The organism is Ruegeria sp. AG6, from assembly GCF_056541565.1.
In genome coordinates, this window is sequence record NZ_JBQFYQ010000015.1 from 17,292 (window position 1) to 36,074 (window position 18,783).

An 18,783-nucleotide genomic window follows, 5' to 3' on the forward strand; every position below is an offset into this window, starting at 1 on the left:
CTGTCAGCCGCGAGGATGGGCCGCAGGGTAGACGCCAAGAACCTCGACATTGGTCGTGAAGTGTTCCAGTTCGTCCATTGCCAGCTGCACGTTGCGGTCTTCGGGATGTCCAACAATATCCGCATAAAACTGCGTTGCCGTGAAGGACCCGTCGACCATATAGCTTTCCAGCTTGGTCATGTTGATCCCGTTGGTGGCAAAGCCACCCATGGCCTTGTACAGCGCGGCCGGGATGTTGCGGACCTGAAACACGAAACTGGTGATCATCCCATGATCGCCCCGGCGGGACAAATCCGTTTCGCGTGACATGACAAGAAAGCGGGTCGTGTTGTCGTCATTGTCCTCGATATGGCGGGCCAGCACGTTCAGGTCGTAGATTTCAGCCGCAAGCTCGCTTGCCAGAGCGGCGGAATGCAAGTCCCCGATTTCGGCCACTTCGCGCGCTGCGCGGGCATTGTCGGGACTGACACGGCCACGAATACCGTGTTCTTTCAGAAATTCTGAACATTGCGGCAGCAGCACCAGATGCGAATGCGCTTCGGTGATGTCTTCCAGTTTTGCGCCGGGTACACCAAGAAGGTTGATGTGAACACGCACGAACGCTTCATCGATGATGTGAAGCCCGCTATGGGGTAACAGCCGGTGAATATCGGCAACCCGACCGTAGGTCGTATTTTCGACCGGCAGCATCGCCAGATCGGCCGCGCCCGAGCGAACTGATTCGATCACATCCTCGAATGTGCGGCAGGGCAAGGCCTCCATTTCGGGTCGTGCGTTGCGGCAGGCCTCGTGACTGTAGGCGCCGGGTTCGCCCTGAAAAGCAATGCGATTGGTCATTTGGTCGATTCCATGCAACAAGTTCGCGATTTGGTCGTTTCGTCGCGGTGTCTATACCTTGCCTCTCGCAAGTGGAAGCCTTAGACACCTGCGCAGACAGCTGAAATGGACACGCGATCAATGTTCGACACGATGACAGTTACGAAGGCCGCCGCAGGCCTGTTCGGCACTTTCCTGGTGCTGCTTCTGGCCAAATGGGGGGCTGACATCCTCTATTCTTCCGGTGGCCATGGCTCGGCTGAGGCCGCCTACATTATCGAAACCGAAAGCTCGGGCGAAAGCGCCGACGGCGAAGAAGTGGTCTTTGAAGATCTGCTGGCCGCCGCTGACGTTGAGAAGGGCGCGAAAGTATTCCGCAAGTGCACCGCGTGCCACAAGCTGGAAGACGGGGCGAATGGAACCGGCCCTTACCTGTATGGCGTAGTTGATCGCCCGGTTGCCTCGGCAAAAGGTTTCACCGGTTACTCAGCCAGTATGCAGGCCCATGGCGGCAACTGGACGCCCGAAGCGTTGGATGCCTTCCTGGAACGCCCAAGCGCCTATATCTCGGGAACATCGATGAGTTTTGCTGGCTTGAAAAAACCTCAGGACCGCGCGGACTTGATTGCTTATCTGCAGACAATTGGCAACTGATTGCCTGAGAGACCATTGAAGTTCAGAGCCGCTGCCCCGCGCAGCGGCTTTTTTCGTCTGAAGGGAACTTCACAAAGCGCTCACGCATTCTAAACTTGAAACTGTCAGCGTTGGCACATTAGCTAGCGTATGCGACATAAAAGATTACAATAACCCAGAGGATGAGCCCCATGATATCCCTAATGCCTGCTGCATGTGATCTTAAGGTCAGGCCATTGGCTGGCATATTCGGGCTTTGTGCTGTTCTGCTCTCACCGCAAGCTGCTTTGGCATTGGATGAGGGGGTTACCCGCAGTCATGGATATTCGTATTTCGGCAATCTGGATTACCCTGCTGACTATCCGCATCTGAATTACGTGAATCCAGATGCGCCCAAAGGTGGTGAGTTGTCCTTGGCGGCTTCGGGGACGTTCGATTCCTTGAATCCCTATTCCCGCAAGGGGCGCGCAGGCGCCTTGACGACGCTGCAATATGACCGCCTGTTCGAAAGCTCTGATGACGGTGTCGGGCAGTATTACGGCGTGCTGGCGGAAAGTCTGGAATATGATGAAGGGCGCAACTACGTCATTTTCCATTTGCGACCCGAAGCAACCTTTTGGGATGGCACGCCGGTGACGGCCGAAGATGTTGTCTACAGCCATCGCCTGTTCATCGAACAGGGCTTGCCTTCCTACGCCCAAGCCGTGGGCCGCATGGTGACGGGGGCCGAAGCGCTGGATGATCACACGGTCAAATTCACGTTCAATCCGGAAGTCACCCGCCGCAGTTTGATCGAGACCGTCGGGTCGACCCCCGTCTTTTCGAAAGCATGGTTCGAGGCGGACGAGTCCCGGCGTCTGGATGAGCCGCGTCTGGAAGTGGCGGTCGGCTCGGGTCCCTATAAACTCGACAGCTATGACATCAATCGCCGTATCGTTTACAAGCGACGTGACGACTATTGGGGTAAGGATCTGCCATTCAATGTCGGTCGCAACAATTTCGATACCATTCGCGTTGAGTATTTCGCCGATCAGACAGCGGCGTTCGAGGGGTTCAAGGCCGGTGAATACACGTTGCGGATTGAAAGCGATCCCAAGCTTTGGGCGACGGCGTATGATTTTCCGAAGCTGAACGAAGGTGTGATCGTACGGGACGAGATACCGGATGGCAGCCCGCCAACACCGTCCGGCTTCGTCTTCAATCTCGGAAAACCGCAGTTTTCCGACAAGAACGTACGCAAGGCCCTTGCCTTGGCCTTCAATTTCGAATGGGCAAATGAATCCCTGCTGTTTGGTCTGAATTCACCGCGCAATTCCTTTACACAAGGCACCCCGCTGGAAGCGCAAGGCCTGCCCGAGGGCGATGAACTGGCGTTTCTTCAAGCGCTGGGTGAGGTTGTGCCCGAGGACCTTCTTTCAGAACCTGCCGTGACGGTTCACGAGTCAAACCCCGCGCGCCTGAACGATCGCAGAAATCTGCGAAAAGCCGCGAAACTGCTGGACGAGGCCGGGTGGCCGGTCGGCGATGGCAATGTGCGGCGTAACGCGGAAGGGCAGACACTGAAGGTTAATATCCCCTATCCTTCAAACCTGCCGACTTCGACGGCCACGATGATTGAAACCTATGTCCAGAACCTGCAAGCCATTGGCGTGGATGCGTCGGCGGAAAAGGTTGACCCGGCGCAATACACGCTGCGCAGCCGCGAGCGGGACTATGACATGGTCTATTCCACTCGTTACGGGTCTTTTTTGTCGACCGGTGGCGGGTTGAGCCAGATGTACGGGTCGGAAGAGGCCGCATTCAGTCTTTTCAACCCGGCCGGATTGGCAAGCCCATTGGTTGACGCAATCATCGAAGCATCCTTTGATACTGACAATCAGGCGGATCAGGACATGGCGTTGAAGGCGTTGGATCGCGCTTTGCGGTACGAGTTCTTCGTGATCCCCGTAGGATACATCGCTGACCACTGGGTGGCATATTACGATATGTATGAATACCCGGAAAACCTGCCGCCTTATTCGCTGGGCTATTTGGATCTGTGGTGGATCAATCCGGAAAAAGAGACTGCACTGAAAGCGAAAGGCGCGCTGCGATAACATGGGCGCCTATATTCTAAGACGTTTGTTGCTGATCATCCCGACCCTTCTGGGCATCATGATCGTCAACTTCACGCTGGTACAATTCGTGCCTGGCGGGCCGGTTGAACAGATCATTGCCCAGATCGAAGGTCAGGGGGATGTTTTCGCCGGTTTTGCGGGTGCGGGCGATGCCGGCGCGGGGTCAGAGCCGGCGGGCGGCGTTTTCGACGACAAATATGTCGGTGCACGGGGCCTGCCGCCCGAGTTCATTGCTGAACTTGAAAAGGAATTCGGCTTCGACAAACCGCCCCTGGAACGTTTTCTGATCATGATGGGCAACTATCTGACGCTGGACTTCGGCGAGAGCTATTTCCGCTCGATCAGCGTGATTGATCTGGTGCTCGAGAAAATGCCGGTCTCGATCTCGCTGGGTCTGTGGTCAACGCTTATCGCCTATCTGGTTTCGATCCCTCTGGGCATTCGCAAGGCGATCAGGGACGGTTCGCAGTTCGACACGTGGACCAGCGCAGCGATCATCGTGGCTTATGCGATCCCTGGCTTCTTGTTTGCCATTCTGCTGTTGGTGCTTTTCGCCGGTGGATCCTATTGGCAGATCTTCCCGCTTCGGGGGCTGACATCTGACAACTGGGACAGCCTGAGTCTTTTTGGCAAAATCGCAGATTATTTCTGGCATATCGCGTTGCCGACCATCGCGCTGACGATCTCGGCCTTTGCGACATTGACGCTGCTGACCAAGAACTCGTTTCTCGATGAAATCAAAAAGCAATATGTCATGACCGCCCGCGCCAAAGGCCTGAGCGAACGCAAAGTGCTGTATGGCCATGTGTTCCGCAACGCGATGCTGATCGTCATAGCCGGATTTCCGGCCGTGTTCATCGGCGTGTTCTTCGGAGGTTCGATCATCATCGAAACGATCTTCTCACTTGATGGTCTAGGACGTCTGGGTTTTGAAGCCGCCGTGGCGCGGGATTACCCGGTGATTTTCGGCACGCTGTTCATCTTTGGCCTGATGGGGCTGGTGGTCGGCATCATCAGCGATCTGATGTATGTGCTGGTCGACCCGCGCATCGATTTTGAAAAGCGGGAGGGGTAAATGGCATTGTCCCCCCTGAACCAGCGCCGCTGGAGCAACTTTTGCCGCAACAAGCGCGCCTTCTGGTCGTTGATCATCTTCGCCGTGTTGTTCGGCCTGTCGCTGTTTGCCGAGTTCATCGCCAATGACAAACCGATTCTGGTGAAATACCGGGGCGAGTTCTACATGCCGGTCTTCAACTTCTACGCGGAAACCGATTTTGGCGGAGACTTCCAGACAGAGGCGATCTATCGCGACCCCGAGGTTCAGTGTCTGATAGACAGCGGCGGCCTGGAAGACTGTTTTGACGATCCCGAAGGCATTATCGAACAGATCGACGCCGGTACGTTCCAGGCGGAGGGGTTCGAGCGTGGCTGGTCGCTTTGGCCGCTGATCCCTTATTCCTACAACACGTCTGTGGACCGCCCCGGGGCTGCACCCTTGCCGCCCAACGGCCAGAACCTGCTGGGCACCGATGACACCAAGCGCGATGTGCTGGCACGGGTGATTTACGGCTTCCGCCTGTCGATCCTGTTCACGCTGCTGGTGACGGGTGCTGCCAGCCTGATCGGTATTTTCGCCGGTGCCGTACAGGGTTTCTTCGGCGGTTGGCTGGATCTGATCTTTCAGCGGATCATCGAGATCTGGTCCGCAACCCCGTCGCTTTATGTCATCATCATCATGTTCGCGGTGTTGGGGCGAAGTTTCTGGCTGCTGGTCGCGTTGATGATCCTGTTCAGCTGGACCGGGCTGGTTGGCGTGGTGCGCGCAGAATTCCTGCGGGCGCGAAACCTTGAATATGTGCGCGCTGCACGGGCATTGGGTGTGGGCAACATGACGATCATGTTCCGCCACATGCTGCCCAACGCAATGGTGGCCACGCTGACCTTCATGCCCTTCATCGTCACGGGCACCATAGGCGGGCTGGCTTCGCTGGATTATCTGGGTTTTGGTCTGCCGTCTTCGGCCCCCTCGCTGGGGGAGCTCACCTTGCAGGCAAAACAGAACCTTCAGGCCCCATGGCTGGCTTTCACGGCCTTTTTCACCTTTGCTATCATGCTGTCCCTGCTGGTCTTCATCTTTGAAGGCGTACGGGATGCGTTCGATCCCAGAAAGACCTTCTCATGAGCCTGCTGGATGTAAACAACCTGAAAGTCTCGTTCCGGCAGGACGGTCGGATCAGTGCTGCGGTTCGGGGCGTGTCATTCCATGTCGATCGCGGGGAAACCGTGGCGCTGGTGGGCGAATCCGGGTCGGGCAAATCTGTCACCGCGCTCAGCACCGTATCGTTGCTGGGCGACAGCGCGATCGTCGAAGGGTCCGTCACCTATGACGGGCAGGAGATGATCGGCGCCTCGGAGCAACGCCTGATGGATGTGCGCGGCAATGACATCAGCTTTATTTTCCAGGAGCCGATGACATCGCTGAACCCGCTGCACACGATCCAGAAGCAGATGGCGGAATCGCTGGCCCTGCATCAGGGGGTCACGGGTGATGTCGCGCGCGAACGAATTCTTGAACTGTTGAACAAGGTCGGTATCCGCGACCCCGAAGACCGGCTGGACAGCTATCCGCACCAGTTGTCGGGCGGACAGCGGCAGCGCGTGATGATCGCCATGGCGCTGGCGAACAAGCCGGACATCCTGATCGCCGATGAACCGACGACGGCGTTGGATGTAACCATTCAGGCACAGATCCTCGAGTTGCTGGCCAGTTTGCAGAAATCCGAAAACATGGGGATGCTGTTCATCACCCACGATCTGGGCATTGTGCGGCGCATCGCCGACCGGGTTTGCGTGATGAAGGATGGTGAGATCGTCGAGACCGGCGCGACCGCCGAGATCTTCGACAACCCGCAGCACCCCTATACCCGCAAGCTCCTGGCCGCGGAACCTTCGGGTCAGCCAGACGCCGTTGCAACAGATGCCGAGGAAGTCGCGCGTACGGATCATCTGAAAGTCTGGTTCCCGATCCAGCGCGGGTTTCTGAAACGCACGGTCGGCTATGTGAAGGCGGTGAATGACGCCACGCTGAGTGTACGCGCGGGTGAGACCTTGGGGATCGTGGGCGAAAGCGGGTCGGGCAAGACCACGCTGGCGCTTGCGATCATGCGCCTCATCGCGTCCGAAGGCGGCATCACCTTCCGCGATCAGGATGTGCGAAGATGGTCTACCCGCGAATTGCGCCGGCTGCGCAAGGATATGCAGATCGTGTTTCAGGACCCGTTCGGCAGCCTCAGCCCACGCATGACCTGTCAGCAGATCATCGCGGAAGGTCTGGCCATTCACAACATTGATCCTCATCGCGCGCCGCGCGAGCTGGTCGCTGAGGTGATGACCGAGGTGGGCCTGGATCCTGCGGCCATGGACCGATATCCGCACGAGTTTTCGGGCGGTCAGCGTCAGCGCATAGCCATTGCGCGCGCGATGGTCTTGCGGCCCAAGCTGCTGGTTCTGGACGAACCGACCAGCGCGCTGGACATGACGGTTCAGGTTCAGATCGTCGATCTGCTGCGCGATCTGCAAAAGAAATACGGGCTGGCGTATCTGTTCATCAGCCATGACCTGAAAGTTGTGCGGGCGATGTCGCACAAGGTGATCGTCATGCGAAACGGAGATGTGGTTGAAATGGGCACGGCCGAGGATTTGTTCGAAAATGCCCAGACCGACTATACCCGCGAACTGATTGCTGCGGCGGGCTGAGATCAGCCCGCCATCGTCAGGCCATCAGGCGCTGGCTTTTTCTTTGGCCGCCGTTTTCGGCACCGGCCCGCGCAGTTCTTCATAGTGATCAAAGCTCAGCTTGACCCACCCGGTTCCGCGCGTGGCACTGGCAAGAGTGCGATGCAACTCATCTTCGGCAACGGAGGGAATCAGAGCGTTGAAAATCTCCCAGCCTGATGCGTTCGGGTTGCCCTCAAATCCCAGAACCTGCCCTTGCAGAGAGCTGATCGTCGGCACGAGGTCGCCGACAAAATCAGAAGGCAGGTGGATTTCAGCGTTCAGGATCGGCTGCAAAACAACGGGCTTGGCCTGAGGCAGCGCTTCGCGCACGGCGTTCTTGCCCGCGGTACGGAAGGCATAATCCGAACTGTCTACGTTGTGATGCTTGCCGTCATGCAGCGTGACCTTCACATCCACCACCGGAAAACCCTCGGGGCCTTGCTCCAGCGCGTCTCTGGCGCCCTGTTCCACGGATGGAATGTAATTCTTGGGCACCGCGCCGCCCTTGACCACCTCTTCGAACTGGAACCCAGATCCGCGCGGCAGCGGCGCGACCGAGATCACGACATCCGCGAACTGCCCAGCCCCGCCGGATTGTTTGCGGTGTCTGTGGCGGTGTTCGACAGGTGTTCGGATGGTTTCGCGATAGGCGGTTTCGACTTGGTCGGTTTCAATCTCGATCCCGAAATCCTCAGCCAGCTTGGCGGTCACGCGTCGCATGTGCTGCGGACCTTGAGACCCAAGAACGGCGTGGCCGGTAAGCTCATCCTGTTGCAGGTGAAGGCCGGGGTCGATTTCGGCCAGACGGCTCAGGGCGTTTGACAGGCGCACATCGTCCCGCTCATGCGCGGGCGAGACAATCTGACGATGCGCCACCGGATGCGAGGCCGCCCATTCCGGCAGTTCCGTCGCCGAATTGCTGTCGTAGATGTAGCCGGGTTCGAGGTGATCGGATTTCACCGCCAGACCAATCTGCCCGGCCTCCAGCGCGGCGATCTGGGTTTTGGCATCCAGCGCTGTCAGATTGCCGACGGTCTCACCGCCCAAGGCTTCATGGGCTTGCACGCCGTCCCCCAGGCCGCGCAGAACCACGATTTTTCCGATGTGTTTTTTGACATCCGCGAAACCGGCAATGGCGCGCGCGCTGTCAGCGGCCTCGTCGCGCCCGGCGGCGATGTCAAATTCGGGGGCTTCGTGCCGCAGCGCCTTCATCAGACGCGTCAGCCCGTTGCCGTGACTTGCGGCACCCAGGCAGGCGGGAATCAACTGATGGTTCTGCAAAACCTGTGCCGCCAGATCATAGACCTCGCCACTTGGCGGCTGTTTGTCTTCGATCAGTTGTTCCAGCAGGTTGTCATCAAAATCGGACAGGGTTTCGAGCAGCTCGGTTCGCGCTTCCTGCTCGCGGTCTTCGACGGATTGAGGCAGTTCGATCAGGGCCGAGGGCTGACCCTCCTGATATTTCCAGGCCCGTTCCGAGATCAGATCAACCGCCCCGATGATCGTATCCCCTTCGCGGATCGGTACCTGACGCAGGGCAATGTGGTGGGTGCAGTATGTTTGCAGAGCGGCGATGATATCGCGGACGCGGCCATTGGGGTTGTCCATCCGGTTGATGAACAGAAAACAGGGGATGCCGGCCTCTTCGACCAACCGCAGGTAGGGCGCGCACAGAACGGCGGCATTTGGGTCTGGGGGCACCACGACCACGGCGGCGTCCGAAATCGCCATTGCGGGGCCAACATAGGCCAGCGCATCGCCGCCCCCATCGACGTCGATCGCGCACCAGGGCTCGTCTAGGTAAGAAAAACCGTGCAAATGCACGGTTCCGGAAACATCGAATGTGGTGGGGCGCCCGTCGAGGCGGCTGATGGCCTCGACAAGCGTAGATTTGCCCGATTGGCTGGGCCCGAGGACGGTGAAAACGCGCATGAGTGTTGTCCCTCTTTCAGGTTGCAGATTGGCTACACGAAAGGGACCGACCGACGCGTTGGCGCCGACAAGGGTTGTCTGTATTTTGCCCGCCTCAGACCGCAGAGCGAGATGCCGCCCTACAGCATGAGTGTGGGAAAAACCGCAGGCGTGCGTCAAGCCCCTGATGTTTTTTGCGCGTCACGGGCCGAATGTTGCCCGCCGAAAAAGGGTCAGATGGCCGAGCTGTGCCCGGCTTTGCTGAGGTCATAGGCGTCAAAGCTGCGGGCGATCATCCGGGTCAGCGCGCGCGCTTCGGGCGGTATGAAAAGCCCGGCTTCAGTGATTTGCAGCATCCCGTCGAAAGATGCATTGGCTGCGTGATACATCTCGTCGAGGCCAGAGGCCGAAATATCGTGATCCCGAAGGATTTCTGCCGATTCGATCTTGAAATCGCACATCAATGCTTCGATCAGGCGGGCACGCAGAATGTCCTGACCTTTGAAAAGGTGCCCTCGGGATGTCGAAAACTGCCCATCGCGAATGGCTTTGGTATGGGCAGAGGTGGCCGGAGCGTTCTGCGCGTAACCTTGCGGGAAGCGCGAGATCGAGCTGGCCCCTACACCAATCAGAACATCGGCCTGATCGTCGGTGTAACCCTGGAAGTTCCGCTTGAGGCGGCCCGCGCGCAACGCGTGGGTCAGCCCGTCATCCTGAGTGGCGAAATGGTCGATGCCGATTTCGGCATAATTGTCCCAAAGGAACAAACGCCGGGCTGTGTCGAACAGTTCAAGGCGTTGTTCGGGCGTTGGCAGTGCGTCCGACGGAATCAGCTGCTGCCGCTTGGCCATCCAGGGTACGTGGGCATAACCATAAAGTGCCACGCGATCCGGGCTGAGCGACAGGAGTTTCTGTACGCTTTCCGTCATGCGCGCCTTGGTCTGATGTGGCAGGCCGTAAAGAATATCCGCATTCAGGCTGGTGATGCCACGTTCACGGATCATGTCGATAGCGTCGCGCGTGGTGTCATAGCTTTGAATACGGCCTATGGTTTTCTGGATTTCGTCATCGAAATCCTGCACCCCAATCGAGGCGCGGTTCATGCCCGCGTCAGCCAGCGCATCCAGACGCGCCTCGTCAATCTCGTTCGGATCGATCTCGACCGAGAATTCGGCATCCGGCCCCATGGGGACGATACCCAGGATGTGTTGTGCCAATTCGCGCATCAATTGGGCGTTCAGCAACGTTGGTGTGCCGCCGCCCCAGTGCAGACGCGACAGGACCACACCCTCAGGCAGACGTGCCGCCAGAAGGTCCAGTTCGGCCTTCAGAACATCGACATAGGCGATTACCGGGTTGTCGGTTTGTGTGCCTTGTGTCCGGCAGGCGCAGAACCAGCATAACCTGCGGCAGAATGGGACATGAATGTACAGCGAAATTGCACTGCCGGGTTTGATCCCGGAAATCCAGTCGCCAAACATATCTGCTCCCACGTCGTTGTTGAAGTGGGGGGCGGTGGGGTAGCTTGTGTAACGCGGTACTTTCGCGTCAAAAAGTCCAAGCTTTGCCAATTGTGGTTTCACTATCATGGCGATACCCTTATGCGACAGGCGACACAGGTGCTTTGATGGAGATCAAGTGGGAACGCGCATGACAGTAAAAGCACAATTTGACCATTCAAATTGCGGAGATTGCCCGATTCGTCATCGCGCCGTCTGTGCCCGTTGTGATGCCGATGAGCTGGAAGAGCTTGAAAGCATTAAATATTACCGCAGTTTTGAGGCGGGTCAGACGATTATCTGGTCTGGGGATCAGATGAGTTTTGTCGGCTCGGTTGTGGCCGGAATCGCGTCGTTGACCCAGACGATGGAAGATGGCCGCACCCAAATGGTTGGTCTGCTGCTGCCAAGCGACTTTGTTGGCCGCCCGGGTCGCGATACTGCGCCTTATGATGTTCAGGCTACGACGGATGTCGTGATGTGCTGTTTCCGCAAGAAACCGTTCGAAGAGTTGATGGACCACACCCCGCATATCGCCCATCGTCTTTTGCAGATGACTTTGGACGAGCTTGATGCCGCCCGCGAGTGGATGCTGGTTCTGGGGCGCAAAACGGCGCGTGAGAAGATTGCCAGTTTGTTGTCAATTATCGCCCGCCGGGACGGTTCAATCAGTCAAAAAGCTGTATCAGGACCCATTGTGTTCGACCTGCCCCTGACCCGAGAAGCAATGGCGGATTACCTGGGTTTGACATTGGAAACGGTCAGTCGCCAGATATCAGCTTTGAAAAAAGACGGGGTGATCACGCTTGAAGGAAAGCGGCACGTGACCATCCCCGATCTGGGCCGCCTGATGGAAGAGGCGGGTGACGATTCGGATGGCGGCTTTCCGGTCTGACGTAATAGGCTTTTGACCACTGACAGCCGCCGCAGTCTTTTTCGCGGGATATCTAATTCAGGAACTCGGCATGGAATTTACCAGTTTGTTGGCAATGCTTTTGGTCGGCGCAATCGCCGGTTGGCTTTCCGGAAAGATCATGGAGGGCAGGGGTTTTGGCCTTTTCGGAAACATAGTTGTCGGAATCGTAGGCGCGTTTCTGGCGGGGTTGATATTTCCGGCGCTTGGATTTGCCGTTGGCGGCGGCCTGTTGTCGTCTATCCTATTCGCAACAGCAGGTGCCGTGATCCTGTTGTTCCTGATAGGCCTGATCCGCAGAGGATGACAAAAGAGAGGATGACAAAAGCCGCCAAGTCGGGCGGCTTTTGATGGGCGTATCAATGGGCCAGGAATACCGGTACGCCAGACTGCTCCAGCATGTTGCGTGTTGCGCCGCCCAGAATGGCCTCGCGAAAACGGGAATGACCGTAAGCGCCCATGACGATCAGATCCGATTCTGTATCGGATGCGTGACGGTTGAGAATATCCGACACGCGCGTCATGCTTTTGCTTAGCACATCAATCTCACATTTGACCCCGTGACGGGACAGCATCTGTGACAGCATTCCGCCCGGATCAGACCGGTCCGGACCATGGCGAGGCGGATCGATGACCACGATTCGGACCAGCTCGGCCTGTTTCAGGAAGGGCAGGGCGTGACGAATGGCGCACATGGCCTCTACGCTTTCGTTCCAACCTATCATGATATTGCGCGGCACCGTCAGGGGCTCGACGTCGTCCGGTACGACCAGAACCGGGCAATGCCCTTCGAACATGGCGGCTTCGATGATGGGCTCGGCCTCGGCACCGCGGTCTTTTCCATAAGGGTGCGGCAGGACCACCAGATCGGAAAACCGTGCCCTATGCGCGACATGGCGTCCGATATCGGCAATCTGCGCGACACCATGCTCGGCGGACCAGCGAACGCCGGACTTGCCAAGGTAGTCATTGGCAAAGTTTAACAGCTCCTGGGCCTCGGCGTTGGCCCGGCTCAGTGTTTCCTGAACGATCAGCGCATTGGCACCCGCATAGTAGTAACCTGTCTGACTGCGATCGACGCCAAGGCACAGGGCTTCGGCATGTGCATCCTGCGATTCCGCCAGGGCCACCATCTGCGCCAGAGCGGCGGGCGCTGTCTGCGTTTCGGTCATGACAGTGAGTAGAGATTTGTAAGTCATTGCGACCTCATGATTCGGGCATTTGGTCTCATGTGACCAGTTGGCCTGTTTCCTTTACAATGCGTGTCACAGAAAACGCAGAACTGTCTTGATACAGATCAAAGCAGTAACAGCCGCCGTGCTTCAGAACGGCAGCCAGTCAAATGGGTTTCGCGCGTATAAGAATCAAAAACGCGCGGGGCATGGCAAAGGGACGCAATATGTCGAATTACATCAAGCTGATCGTGCTTGGTCTGATCGCGCTGTTTGCAGCGATCGGAACCAATTATGCACGCGATTTGGCGTATCAGGTACATGCACTGCTGGTGATGCTTATCGCCGGTGGCCTGTTTATCTGGACGCTTCGAAACACTGACGAGCCAGATATTCTAGTCGACCGCTCGGGCGAATACATGGATGACGTGATCCGCTATGGCGTGATCGCAACCGCCTTCTGGGGCGTGATCGGGTTTCTGGCCGGGACCTTCATCGCATTTCAGCTGGCTTTTCCGGTACTGAACTTTGAATGGGCGCAGGGGTATCTGAATTTCGGTCGTTTGCGTCCGCTGCATACGTCGGCAGTGATTTTTGCCTTTGGCGGAAACGCATTGATCGCAACGTCGTTCTACGTCGTTCAGCGTACCAGCGCGGCGCGGCTTTGGGGCGGCAATCTGGCCTGGTTCGTTTTCTGGGGCTATCAGCTGTTCATCGTGCTGGCGGCGACGGGTTATGTTCTGGGCGGAACGCAGTCCAAGGAATATGCCGAACCTGAATGGTATGTCGATCTGTGGCTGACCATTGTCTGGGTCGCCTATCTGGCTGTCTACTTGGGTACGATCATAAAGCGGAAAGAACCCCACATATATGTGGCCAACTGGTTCTATCTGGCCTTTATCGTCACCGTCGCCATGCTGCATCTGGTCAACAACATGACCGTTCCTGTCAGCATCTGGGGTTCGAAATCGGTCATCGTCTGGTCGGGCGTGCAGGATGCCATGATCCAGTGGTGGTATGGCCACAACGCGGTGGGCTTTTTCCTGACTGCCGGCTTCCTGGGCATGATGTACTACTTCATTCCGAAGCAGGCCGAGCGTCCGGTGTTCTCGTACAAGCTGTCGATCATCCACTTCTGGGCGCTGATCTTCCTGTACATCTGGGCCGGCCCGCACCACCTGCATTATACTGCGCTACCTGACTGGGCCTCGACGCTGGGCATGGTGTTCTCGGTGATCCTGTGGATGCCGTCCTGGGGTGGTATGATCAACGGTCTGATGACCCTGTCGGGCGCGTGGGACAAGCTGCGCACCGACCCTGTGATCCGGATGATGGTGATCTCGGTCGGCTTCTACGGCATGTCCACCTTCGAAGGCCCGATGATGTCGATCCGCGCGGTGAACTCGCTGTCGCACTACACCGACTGGACAATTGGTCACGTGCACTCGGGCGCGCTGGGCTGGAACGGCATGATCACCTTTGGTGCGCTGTACTTCCTGGTGCCCGTCCTGTGGAAGCGTGAGCGTCTGTACTCGCTGCAGATGGTCAGCTGGCACTTCTGGCTCGCCACAATCGGCATCGTTCTGTACGCCGCGTCGATGTGGGTCACCGGTATCATGGAAGGCCTGATGTGGCGCGAAGTGGATGCCAACGGCTTCCTGGTGAACTCGTTCGCCGACACCGTGGCTGCCAAGTTCCCGATGTATGTGGTGCGTGCTCTGGGTGGCGTGATGTTCGTCGCCGGTTCGCTGATCATGTGCTACAACCTGTGGATGACTGTGCGGAAAGCGCCGGCCAAAGAGGCCAGCCTGACCGTCGCGGTCCCGGCTGAATAAGGAGGGCCGGAGCAATGGCAATTCTCGACAAACACAAGATCCTCGAGACCAACGCGACCCTCCTGCTGATCTTCAGCTTTTTGGTCGTGACCATCGGTGGCATCGTACAGATCACCCCGCTGTTCTATCTTGAGAACACAATCGAAAAGGTGGAGGGCATGCGCCCTTACACCCCCCTCGAGATGGCGGGTCGCGAGATCTACATCCGCGAAGGCTGCTATGTCTGCCACAGCCAGATGATCCGTCCGATGCGGGATGAGGTCGAACGCTATGGCCACTACTCGCTGGCAGCGGAATCGATGTACGATCACCCGTTCCAGTGGGGGTCCAAACGGACCGGACCGGATCTGGCGCGTGTCGGTGGCCGCTATTCCGATCAATGGCATGTCGACCACCTGCGGGATCCGCAATCCGTTGTACCTGAATCGGTGATGCCGAAATACGGCTTCCTCGAACATCGCAAAATTGACGGCAAGTACATCGGTGATGTGATGGCCGCCAATGCTCTGGTCGGGACGCCTTATTCCGAAGAGATGCTGGAAAACGCACAAGCCGACTTCCTCGCTCAGGCTGACCCGGACAGCGACTATGACGGGCTGCTGGAGCGCTATGGTGACAAGGTCAACGTGCGCAACTTCGACGGCCAGCCCGAGTTGACCGAAGCTGATGCGTTGGTTGCCTATCTTCAGATGCTGGGCACGTTGGTCGATTTCTCGACCTTCACCCCGGACGCAAGCCGCTAAAGGAGGATCGTGATGGAAGAATACACAATTCTCAGGCAGTTCGCGGATAGCTGGATGCTGCTGCTGTTGTTCGCCTTCTTCGTTGGTATCGTCATCTGGGTGTTCCGCCCCGGTGCCAGCAAGGAATACAAGGACACCGCCAACATCCCCTTCCGGCATCAAGACAAACCCGCCACATCCAAGGAGGCGCGGCAATGAGCAAGACACCTGAAAAACAGCCGGGTGATCCGAACACAACCGGGCACAGCTGGGACGGGATCGAAGAGTTCGACAACCCGATGCCGCGCTGGTGGCTGTGGACCTTCTACGCCACTATCTTCTGGGGCGTGATCTACACGATCATGTATCCAGCATGGCCCCTGGTCCAGTCGGCCACCGCCGGCGTCATGGGCTGGTCTTCACGGGCTTTGGTCCAGCAGGAGATGGTCGCATTCGAAGAGGCAAATGCACCCTGGAACGCCAAACTGGTGGAAACACCGCTGGAAGACATCGCGCAGGACGCTGAGCTTCAGCAATATGCCGTGAACTCTGGCGGTGCCGTGTTCCGTACATGGTGCGCGCAGTGCCACGGTTCCGGTGCGCAGGGCGCGCCGGGTTTCCCGAACCTGCTGGATGACGCCTGGCTGTGGGGTGGTACGATGGAAGATATCGTCTACACCGTCAGCTATGGTATCCGGAACGAAGAAAGTGACGATGCGCGCTATTCCGAGATGCCTGCCTTCGGTGAAATCCTGGAGCATGACGAAATCACGCAGGTGGTTCAGTATGTCATGTCGCTGAGCAATGCTCAGACCGATGACGCGGCGGCACAGGCGGGCAAGGTTGTCTTCGAAGACAACTGCGTGTCCTGCCATGGTGAAGATGGCAAAGGTGACATCTTCCAGGGGGCGCCGAACCTGACCGACGCGATCTGGCTTTATGGCGGTAGCGAAGAAGCTCTGACCGAAACAGTGACCTACAGCCGCTTTGGCGTCATGCCGAACTGGGATACCCGCCTGACCGAGGCGCAGATCCGTGCGGTATCCGCCTATGTCCACCAGTTGGGTGGTGGCCAGTAAGACCTAGAGGGCACCTTCGGGCGGCTGGCCGCCCGAAGGCTGTAGCACCGGCTGTTCCATCTGTTCGCGCGTTTCCTGAACAGCCGGTGCTTTTTTACACTGAATTCCTTTTGTTTTGCCATTCCGTTCTTTGCAACGACGGCTTATCACCCGCGTTCGGGCAGGGCTGACCCGGGGCTGCGACAATTGGTCGGTACTTGGAAAACTGCATGTACCACGTGCAGCTGGTATCGCGCCACAAGCAGATTTTCCGCCAAAATAGGCTCAAAATCGGGTAAAATACCTGATTTCCAGCCTCGGTAAGAAGGGCGGATCTTCAAAAGATGTTTGCTCGATGCGCTTTTTGACCCATGTCAAAGTTCGCCTAGGCATGATCTGGAACAAGACGTCTTCAGAAGACCCATTTGTGGAGCCAGCCAGTGAGCGATTCCGATCCCGCCCCCAGCCTTTACGCCGCGCGTGAGCCGATTTTTCCAAGACGTGTTTCGGGGCCGTTTCGAAACCTGAAATGGATCATCCTCATCGTGACGCTGGGCATTTACTATGTGACGCCCTGGATCAGATGGGATCGCGGCCCCAGCCTGCCTGATCAGGCTGTCCTGCTGGATCTTGCAAATCGACGTTTTTATTTCTTCTGGATCGAGATCTGGCCGCACGAATTCTACTTTGTCGCTGGTCTGCTGATCATGGCAGGTTTGGGTCTGTTCCTGTTTACGTCGGCTCTGGGTCGCGTTTGGTGCGGATACGCATGCCCGCAAACCGTCTGGACGGACCTGTTCATTCTGGTCGAGCGGTGGATTGAAGGCGACAGAAACGCCCGCCTGCGCCTGCACCGTCAGGAAAAGCTTGATTTCCGAAAGGCTCGCTTGCGGGTCACCAAATGGGCGGTCTGGTTTCTGATCGGTTTGGCGACAGGTGGTGCCTGGGTGTTCTATTTCGCGGATGCACCCACGCTGGCCCGTGATCTTGTGACGGGCAACGCGCATCCCGTTGCCTATACGACGATGTTGATCCTGACGGGTACAACCTTCTTCTTCGGCGGGTTCGCCCGCGAGCAGATCTGTATCTATGCCTGCCCTTGGCCGCGCATTCAGGCGGCGATGATGGATGAGGACACGCTGGTTGTCGGCTATCGTGAATGGCGGGGTGAACCGCGCGGCAAAGGCAAGCGGACGGCCGATTCTGAGTTGGGGGATTGCATCGACTGTATGGCCTGCGTGAATGTCTGCCCTGTCGGGATCGATATTCGGGATGGCCAGCAGCTGGAATGTATCACCTGTGCCCTTTGTATCGACGCGTGTGATGACATGATGGCCAAGATCGGCAAGCCACGAGGGCTGATCGACTACATGGCGCTGAGCGATGAAGCCCATGAGCGATCCGGCGAGCCCGCCAAGAATGTCTGGAAGCACATTCTGAGGCCGCGTACGATTTTGTACACCGCATTGTGGGCGCTGGTCGGGTTCGGGCTGCTGTTTGCGCTCTTCATCCGTTCTGACATTGATCTGACTGTTGCACCGGTTCGCAACCCCACTTTCGTCACCCTGTCGGACGGTACAATCCGCAACACCTATGACGTTCGTCTGCGCAACAAGCACGGTGAGGACCGTCTTTTCAAACTGTCATTGGCGGGCGATCCGGCGATGCGACTGGAAATCGAGGGAACCAATATCGATACTGTGAATGTCACGGCGGATACGGCACAATTGACCCGTGTATATATCGTGGCCTCCCGCAATAGCGATCCGGCCGCAGCAGATGCGACACCAGTACGGATCTGGGTCGAAGACCTCAGCAGCGGCGAACGCGCATACAAGGACACCACGTTCAACGGACGAGGGAACTGATCATGGCCGAACGTAAATTCACCGGAAAGCACGCCCTTGCCGTGTTTGTCGGCGCTTTTGGCGTGATCATCGCGGTGAACCTCGTGCTGGCGTACAATGCGGTGAAAACCTTTCCCGGGCTGGAGGTCAAGAACTCCTACGTCGCCAGCCAGGAGTTCAACGAGCGCCTGAAAGAGCAGCAGGCGCTGGGCTGGACAGTTCGGGCGGAAACCAAAGGCGGCCTTCTGATCCTGCACATCACCGACGAAAGCGGTGCGCCGGTTGAGGTGAGCGAATTGCAGGCCGTGGTCGGTCGGGCAACCCATGTGCGCGACGACTTCGTGCCGGATTTTACGTTCGACGGTACAGCCTATGCCACGCCTGCTACACTGGGCAAGGGCAACTGGAACATCCGGTTGGTGGCGCGTGACGGAAACGGCGCCGAATTCTCGCAGCGCGTCCCGCTTTACGTAAAGGGGTAAG

General features: G+C 57.7%; 17 protein-coding genes. 13 read left to right on the plus strand and 4 right to left on the minus strand.

From position 1 onward, the window contains the following. Positions 1-3 precede the first annotated feature (3 nt). Complete coding sequence (locus tag ACR0I0_RS19405; protein WP_171638275.1) at positions 4-837, minus strand: prephenate dehydratase; 834 nt, start codon at positions 835-837, stop codon at positions 4-6. A 120-nt stretch (positions 838-957) separates the two neighbouring features. Between ACR0I0_RS19405 and ACR0I0_RS19410 the strand changes: the two genes are divergently transcribed. The 5 genes from ACR0I0_RS19410 (at position 958) to ACR0I0_RS19430 (ending at position 7,322) form a co-directional block, all read left to right on the plus strand. Beyond that, positions 958-1,470 (plus strand): c-type cytochrome, encoded by a 513-nt coding sequence (locus tag ACR0I0_RS19410; RefSeq protein WP_152459925.1) that lies wholly within the window; start codon positions 958-960, stop codon positions 1,468-1,470. A gap of 170 nt (positions 1,471-1,640) precedes the next feature. Continuing rightward, positions 1,641-3,545, plus strand: coding sequence for an extracellular solute-binding protein (locus ACR0I0_RS19415; protein ID WP_480492555.1), 1,905 nt, complete (start codon positions 1,641-1,643; stop codon positions 3,543-3,545). 1 nt (position 3,546) lies between these two features. Beyond that, positions 3,547-4,641: a microcin C ABC transporter permease YejB gene (locus tag ACR0I0_RS19420; RefSeq protein WP_152459198.1), complete on the plus strand. Its 1,095-nt coding sequence runs from the start codon at positions 3,547-3,549 to the stop codon at positions 4,639-4,641. Further along, positions 4,642-5,748 carry an ABC transporter permease gene (locus ACR0I0_RS19425; RefSeq protein ID WP_209835521.1) on the plus strand — a complete coding sequence of 369 codons (1,107 nt, stop codon included), beginning with the start codon at positions 4,642-4,644 and terminating at the stop codon, positions 5,746-5,748. After that, a complete protein-coding gene (locus ACR0I0_RS19430) occupies positions 5,745-7,322 on the plus strand; it encodes an ABC transporter ATP-binding protein (RefSeq protein ID WP_480492556.1) in 1,578 nt (525 codons plus the stop codon). The genes ACR0I0_RS19425 and ACR0I0_RS19430 overlap by 4 nt, the downstream gene beginning before the upstream one ends. Positions 7,323-7,346: 24 nt before the next feature. Here ACR0I0_RS19430 and ACR0I0_RS19435 read toward each other — a convergent pair whose 3' ends face one another. Next, positions 7,347-9,275, minus strand: coding sequence for an elongation factor G (locus ACR0I0_RS19435; protein WP_480492557.1), 1,929 nt, complete (start codon positions 9,273-9,275; stop codon positions 7,347-7,349). A gap of 212 nt (positions 9,276-9,487) precedes the next feature. After that, entirely contained in the window at positions 9,488-10,843 is a 1,356-nt protein-coding gene (gene hemN, locus ACR0I0_RS19440; RefSeq protein WP_480492558.1) for an oxygen-independent coproporphyrinogen III oxidase, read from the minus strand. A gap of 61 nt (positions 10,844-10,904) precedes the next feature. On the opposite strand from hemN, the gene fnrL reads away from it, so the two are divergent. Beyond that, positions 10,905-11,648, plus strand: a complete 744-nt coding sequence (gene fnrL, locus ACR0I0_RS19445; protein ID WP_171638263.1) for a transcriptional regulator FnrL — start codon at positions 10,905-10,907, stop codon at positions 11,646-11,648. A 70-nt stretch (positions 11,649-11,718) separates the two neighbouring features. Then, complete coding sequence (locus ACR0I0_RS19450; RefSeq protein WP_152459192.1) at positions 11,719-11,973, plus strand: GlsB/YeaQ/YmgE family stress response membrane protein; 255 nt, start codon at positions 11,719-11,721, stop codon at positions 11,971-11,973. A gap of 52 nt (positions 11,974-12,025) precedes the next feature. Here the strand turns inward: ACR0I0_RS19450 and ACR0I0_RS19455 are convergent, their stop codons facing one another. Continuing rightward, on the minus strand, positions 12,026-12,865 hold the full coding sequence (locus tag ACR0I0_RS19455) for a universal stress protein (RefSeq protein WP_171638259.1): 840 nt from the start codon (positions 12,863-12,865) through the stop codon (positions 12,026-12,028). A gap of 200 nt (positions 12,866-13,065) precedes the next feature. Between ACR0I0_RS19455 and ccoN the strand changes: the two genes are divergently transcribed. From ccoN to ACR0I0_RS19485, 6 genes are all read left to right on the plus strand, one after another. After that, positions 13,066-14,673 carry a cytochrome-c oxidase, cbb3-type subunit I gene (gene ccoN, locus ACR0I0_RS19460; protein WP_171638257.1) on the plus strand — a complete coding sequence of 536 codons (1,608 nt, stop codon included), beginning with the start codon at positions 13,066-13,068 and terminating at the stop codon, positions 14,671-14,673. A 14-nt stretch (positions 14,674-14,687) separates the two neighbouring features. Beyond that, complete coding sequence (gene ccoO, locus ACR0I0_RS19465; RefSeq protein ID WP_152459189.1) at positions 14,688-15,416, plus strand: cytochrome-c oxidase, cbb3-type subunit II; 729 nt, start codon at positions 14,688-14,690, stop codon at positions 15,414-15,416. Positions 15,417-15,428: 12 nt separating this feature from the next. Beyond that, positions 15,429-15,614, plus strand: coding sequence for a CcoQ/FixQ family Cbb3-type cytochrome c oxidase assembly chaperone (locus ACR0I0_RS19470; protein ID WP_050605006.1), 186 nt, complete (start codon positions 15,429-15,431; stop codon positions 15,612-15,614). After that, entirely contained in the window at positions 15,611-16,474 is an 864-nt protein-coding gene (ccoP, locus tag ACR0I0_RS19475) for a cytochrome-c oxidase, cbb3-type subunit III (protein WP_171638254.1), read from the plus strand. Before ACR0I0_RS19470 ends, ccoP begins: the two co-directional genes overlap by 4 nt. 419 nt (positions 16,475-16,893) lie before the next feature. Further along, on the plus strand, positions 16,894-18,321 hold the full coding sequence (gene ccoG, locus ACR0I0_RS19480; RefSeq protein ID WP_171638252.1) for a cytochrome c oxidase accessory protein CcoG: 1,428 nt from the start codon (positions 16,894-16,896) through the stop codon (positions 18,319-18,321). Positions 18,322-18,323: 2 nt separating this feature from the next. Further along, positions 18,324-18,782, plus strand: a complete 459-nt coding sequence (locus ACR0I0_RS19485; RefSeq protein WP_171638250.1) for a FixH family protein — start codon at positions 18,324-18,326, stop codon at positions 18,780-18,782. The last annotated feature ends 1 nt before the right edge of the window (position 18,783 follow it).

What these genes read in the sequence shown, in the direction of transcription:
- hemN (WP_480492558.1), bottom strand. Translation starts at nt 10,843, where the DNA reads ATGATAGTGAAACCACAATTGGCAAAGCTTGGACTTTTTGACGCGAAA.
- ccoN (WP_171638257.1), top strand. Translation starts at nt 13,066, where the DNA reads ATGTCGAATTACATCAAGCTGATCGTGCTTGGTCTGATCGCGCTGTTT.
- ACR0I0_RS19410 (WP_152459925.1), top strand. Translation starts at nt 958, where the DNA reads ATGTTCGACACGATGACAGTTACGAAGGCCGCCGCAGGCCTGTTCGGC.
- ACR0I0_RS19485 (WP_171638250.1), top strand. Translation starts at nt 18,324, where the DNA reads ATGGCCGAACGTAAATTCACCGGAAAGCACGCCCTTGCCGTGTTTGTC.
- fnrL (WP_171638263.1), top strand. Translation starts at nt 10,905, where the DNA reads ATGACAGTAAAAGCACAATTTGACCATTCAAATTGCGGAGATTGCCCG.
- ACR0I0_RS19470 (WP_050605006.1), top strand. Translation starts at nt 15,429, where the DNA reads ATGGAAGAATACACAATTCTCAGGCAGTTCGCGGATAGCTGGATGCTG.
- ACR0I0_RS19450 (WP_152459192.1), top strand. Translation starts at nt 11,719, where the DNA reads ATGGAATTTACCAGTTTGTTGGCAATGCTTTTGGTCGGCGCAATCGCC.
- ACR0I0_RS19455 (WP_171638259.1), bottom strand. Translation starts at nt 12,865, where the DNA reads ATGACTTACAAATCTCTACTCACTGTCATGACCGAAACGCAGACAGCG.
- ACR0I0_RS19435 (WP_480492557.1), bottom strand. Translation starts at nt 9,275, where the DNA reads ATGCGCGTTTTCACCGTCCTCGGGCCCAGCCAATCGGGCAAATCTACG.
- ccoO (WP_152459189.1), top strand. Translation starts at nt 14,688, where the DNA reads ATGGCAATTCTCGACAAACACAAGATCCTCGAGACCAACGCGACCCTC.
- ACR0I0_RS19415 (WP_480492555.1), top strand. Translation starts at nt 1,641, where the DNA reads ATGATATCCCTAATGCCTGCTGCATGTGATCTTAAGGTCAGGCCATTG.
- ACR0I0_RS19425 (WP_209835521.1), top strand. Translation starts at nt 4,642, where the DNA reads ATGGCATTGTCCCCCCTGAACCAGCGCCGCTGGAGCAACTTTTGCCGC.
- ACR0I0_RS19405 (WP_171638275.1), bottom strand. Translation starts at nt 837, where the DNA reads ATGACCAATCGCATTGCTTTTCAGGGCGAACCCGGCGCCTACAGTCAC.
- ccoP (WP_171638254.1), top strand. Translation starts at nt 15,611, where the DNA reads ATGAGCAAGACACCTGAAAAACAGCCGGGTGATCCGAACACAACCGGG.
- ACR0I0_RS19420 (WP_152459198.1), top strand. Translation starts at nt 3,547, where the DNA reads ATGGGCGCCTATATTCTAAGACGTTTGTTGCTGATCATCCCGACCCTT.
- ACR0I0_RS19430 (WP_480492556.1), top strand. Translation starts at nt 5,745, where the DNA reads ATGAGCCTGCTGGATGTAAACAACCTGAAAGTCTCGTTCCGGCAGGAC.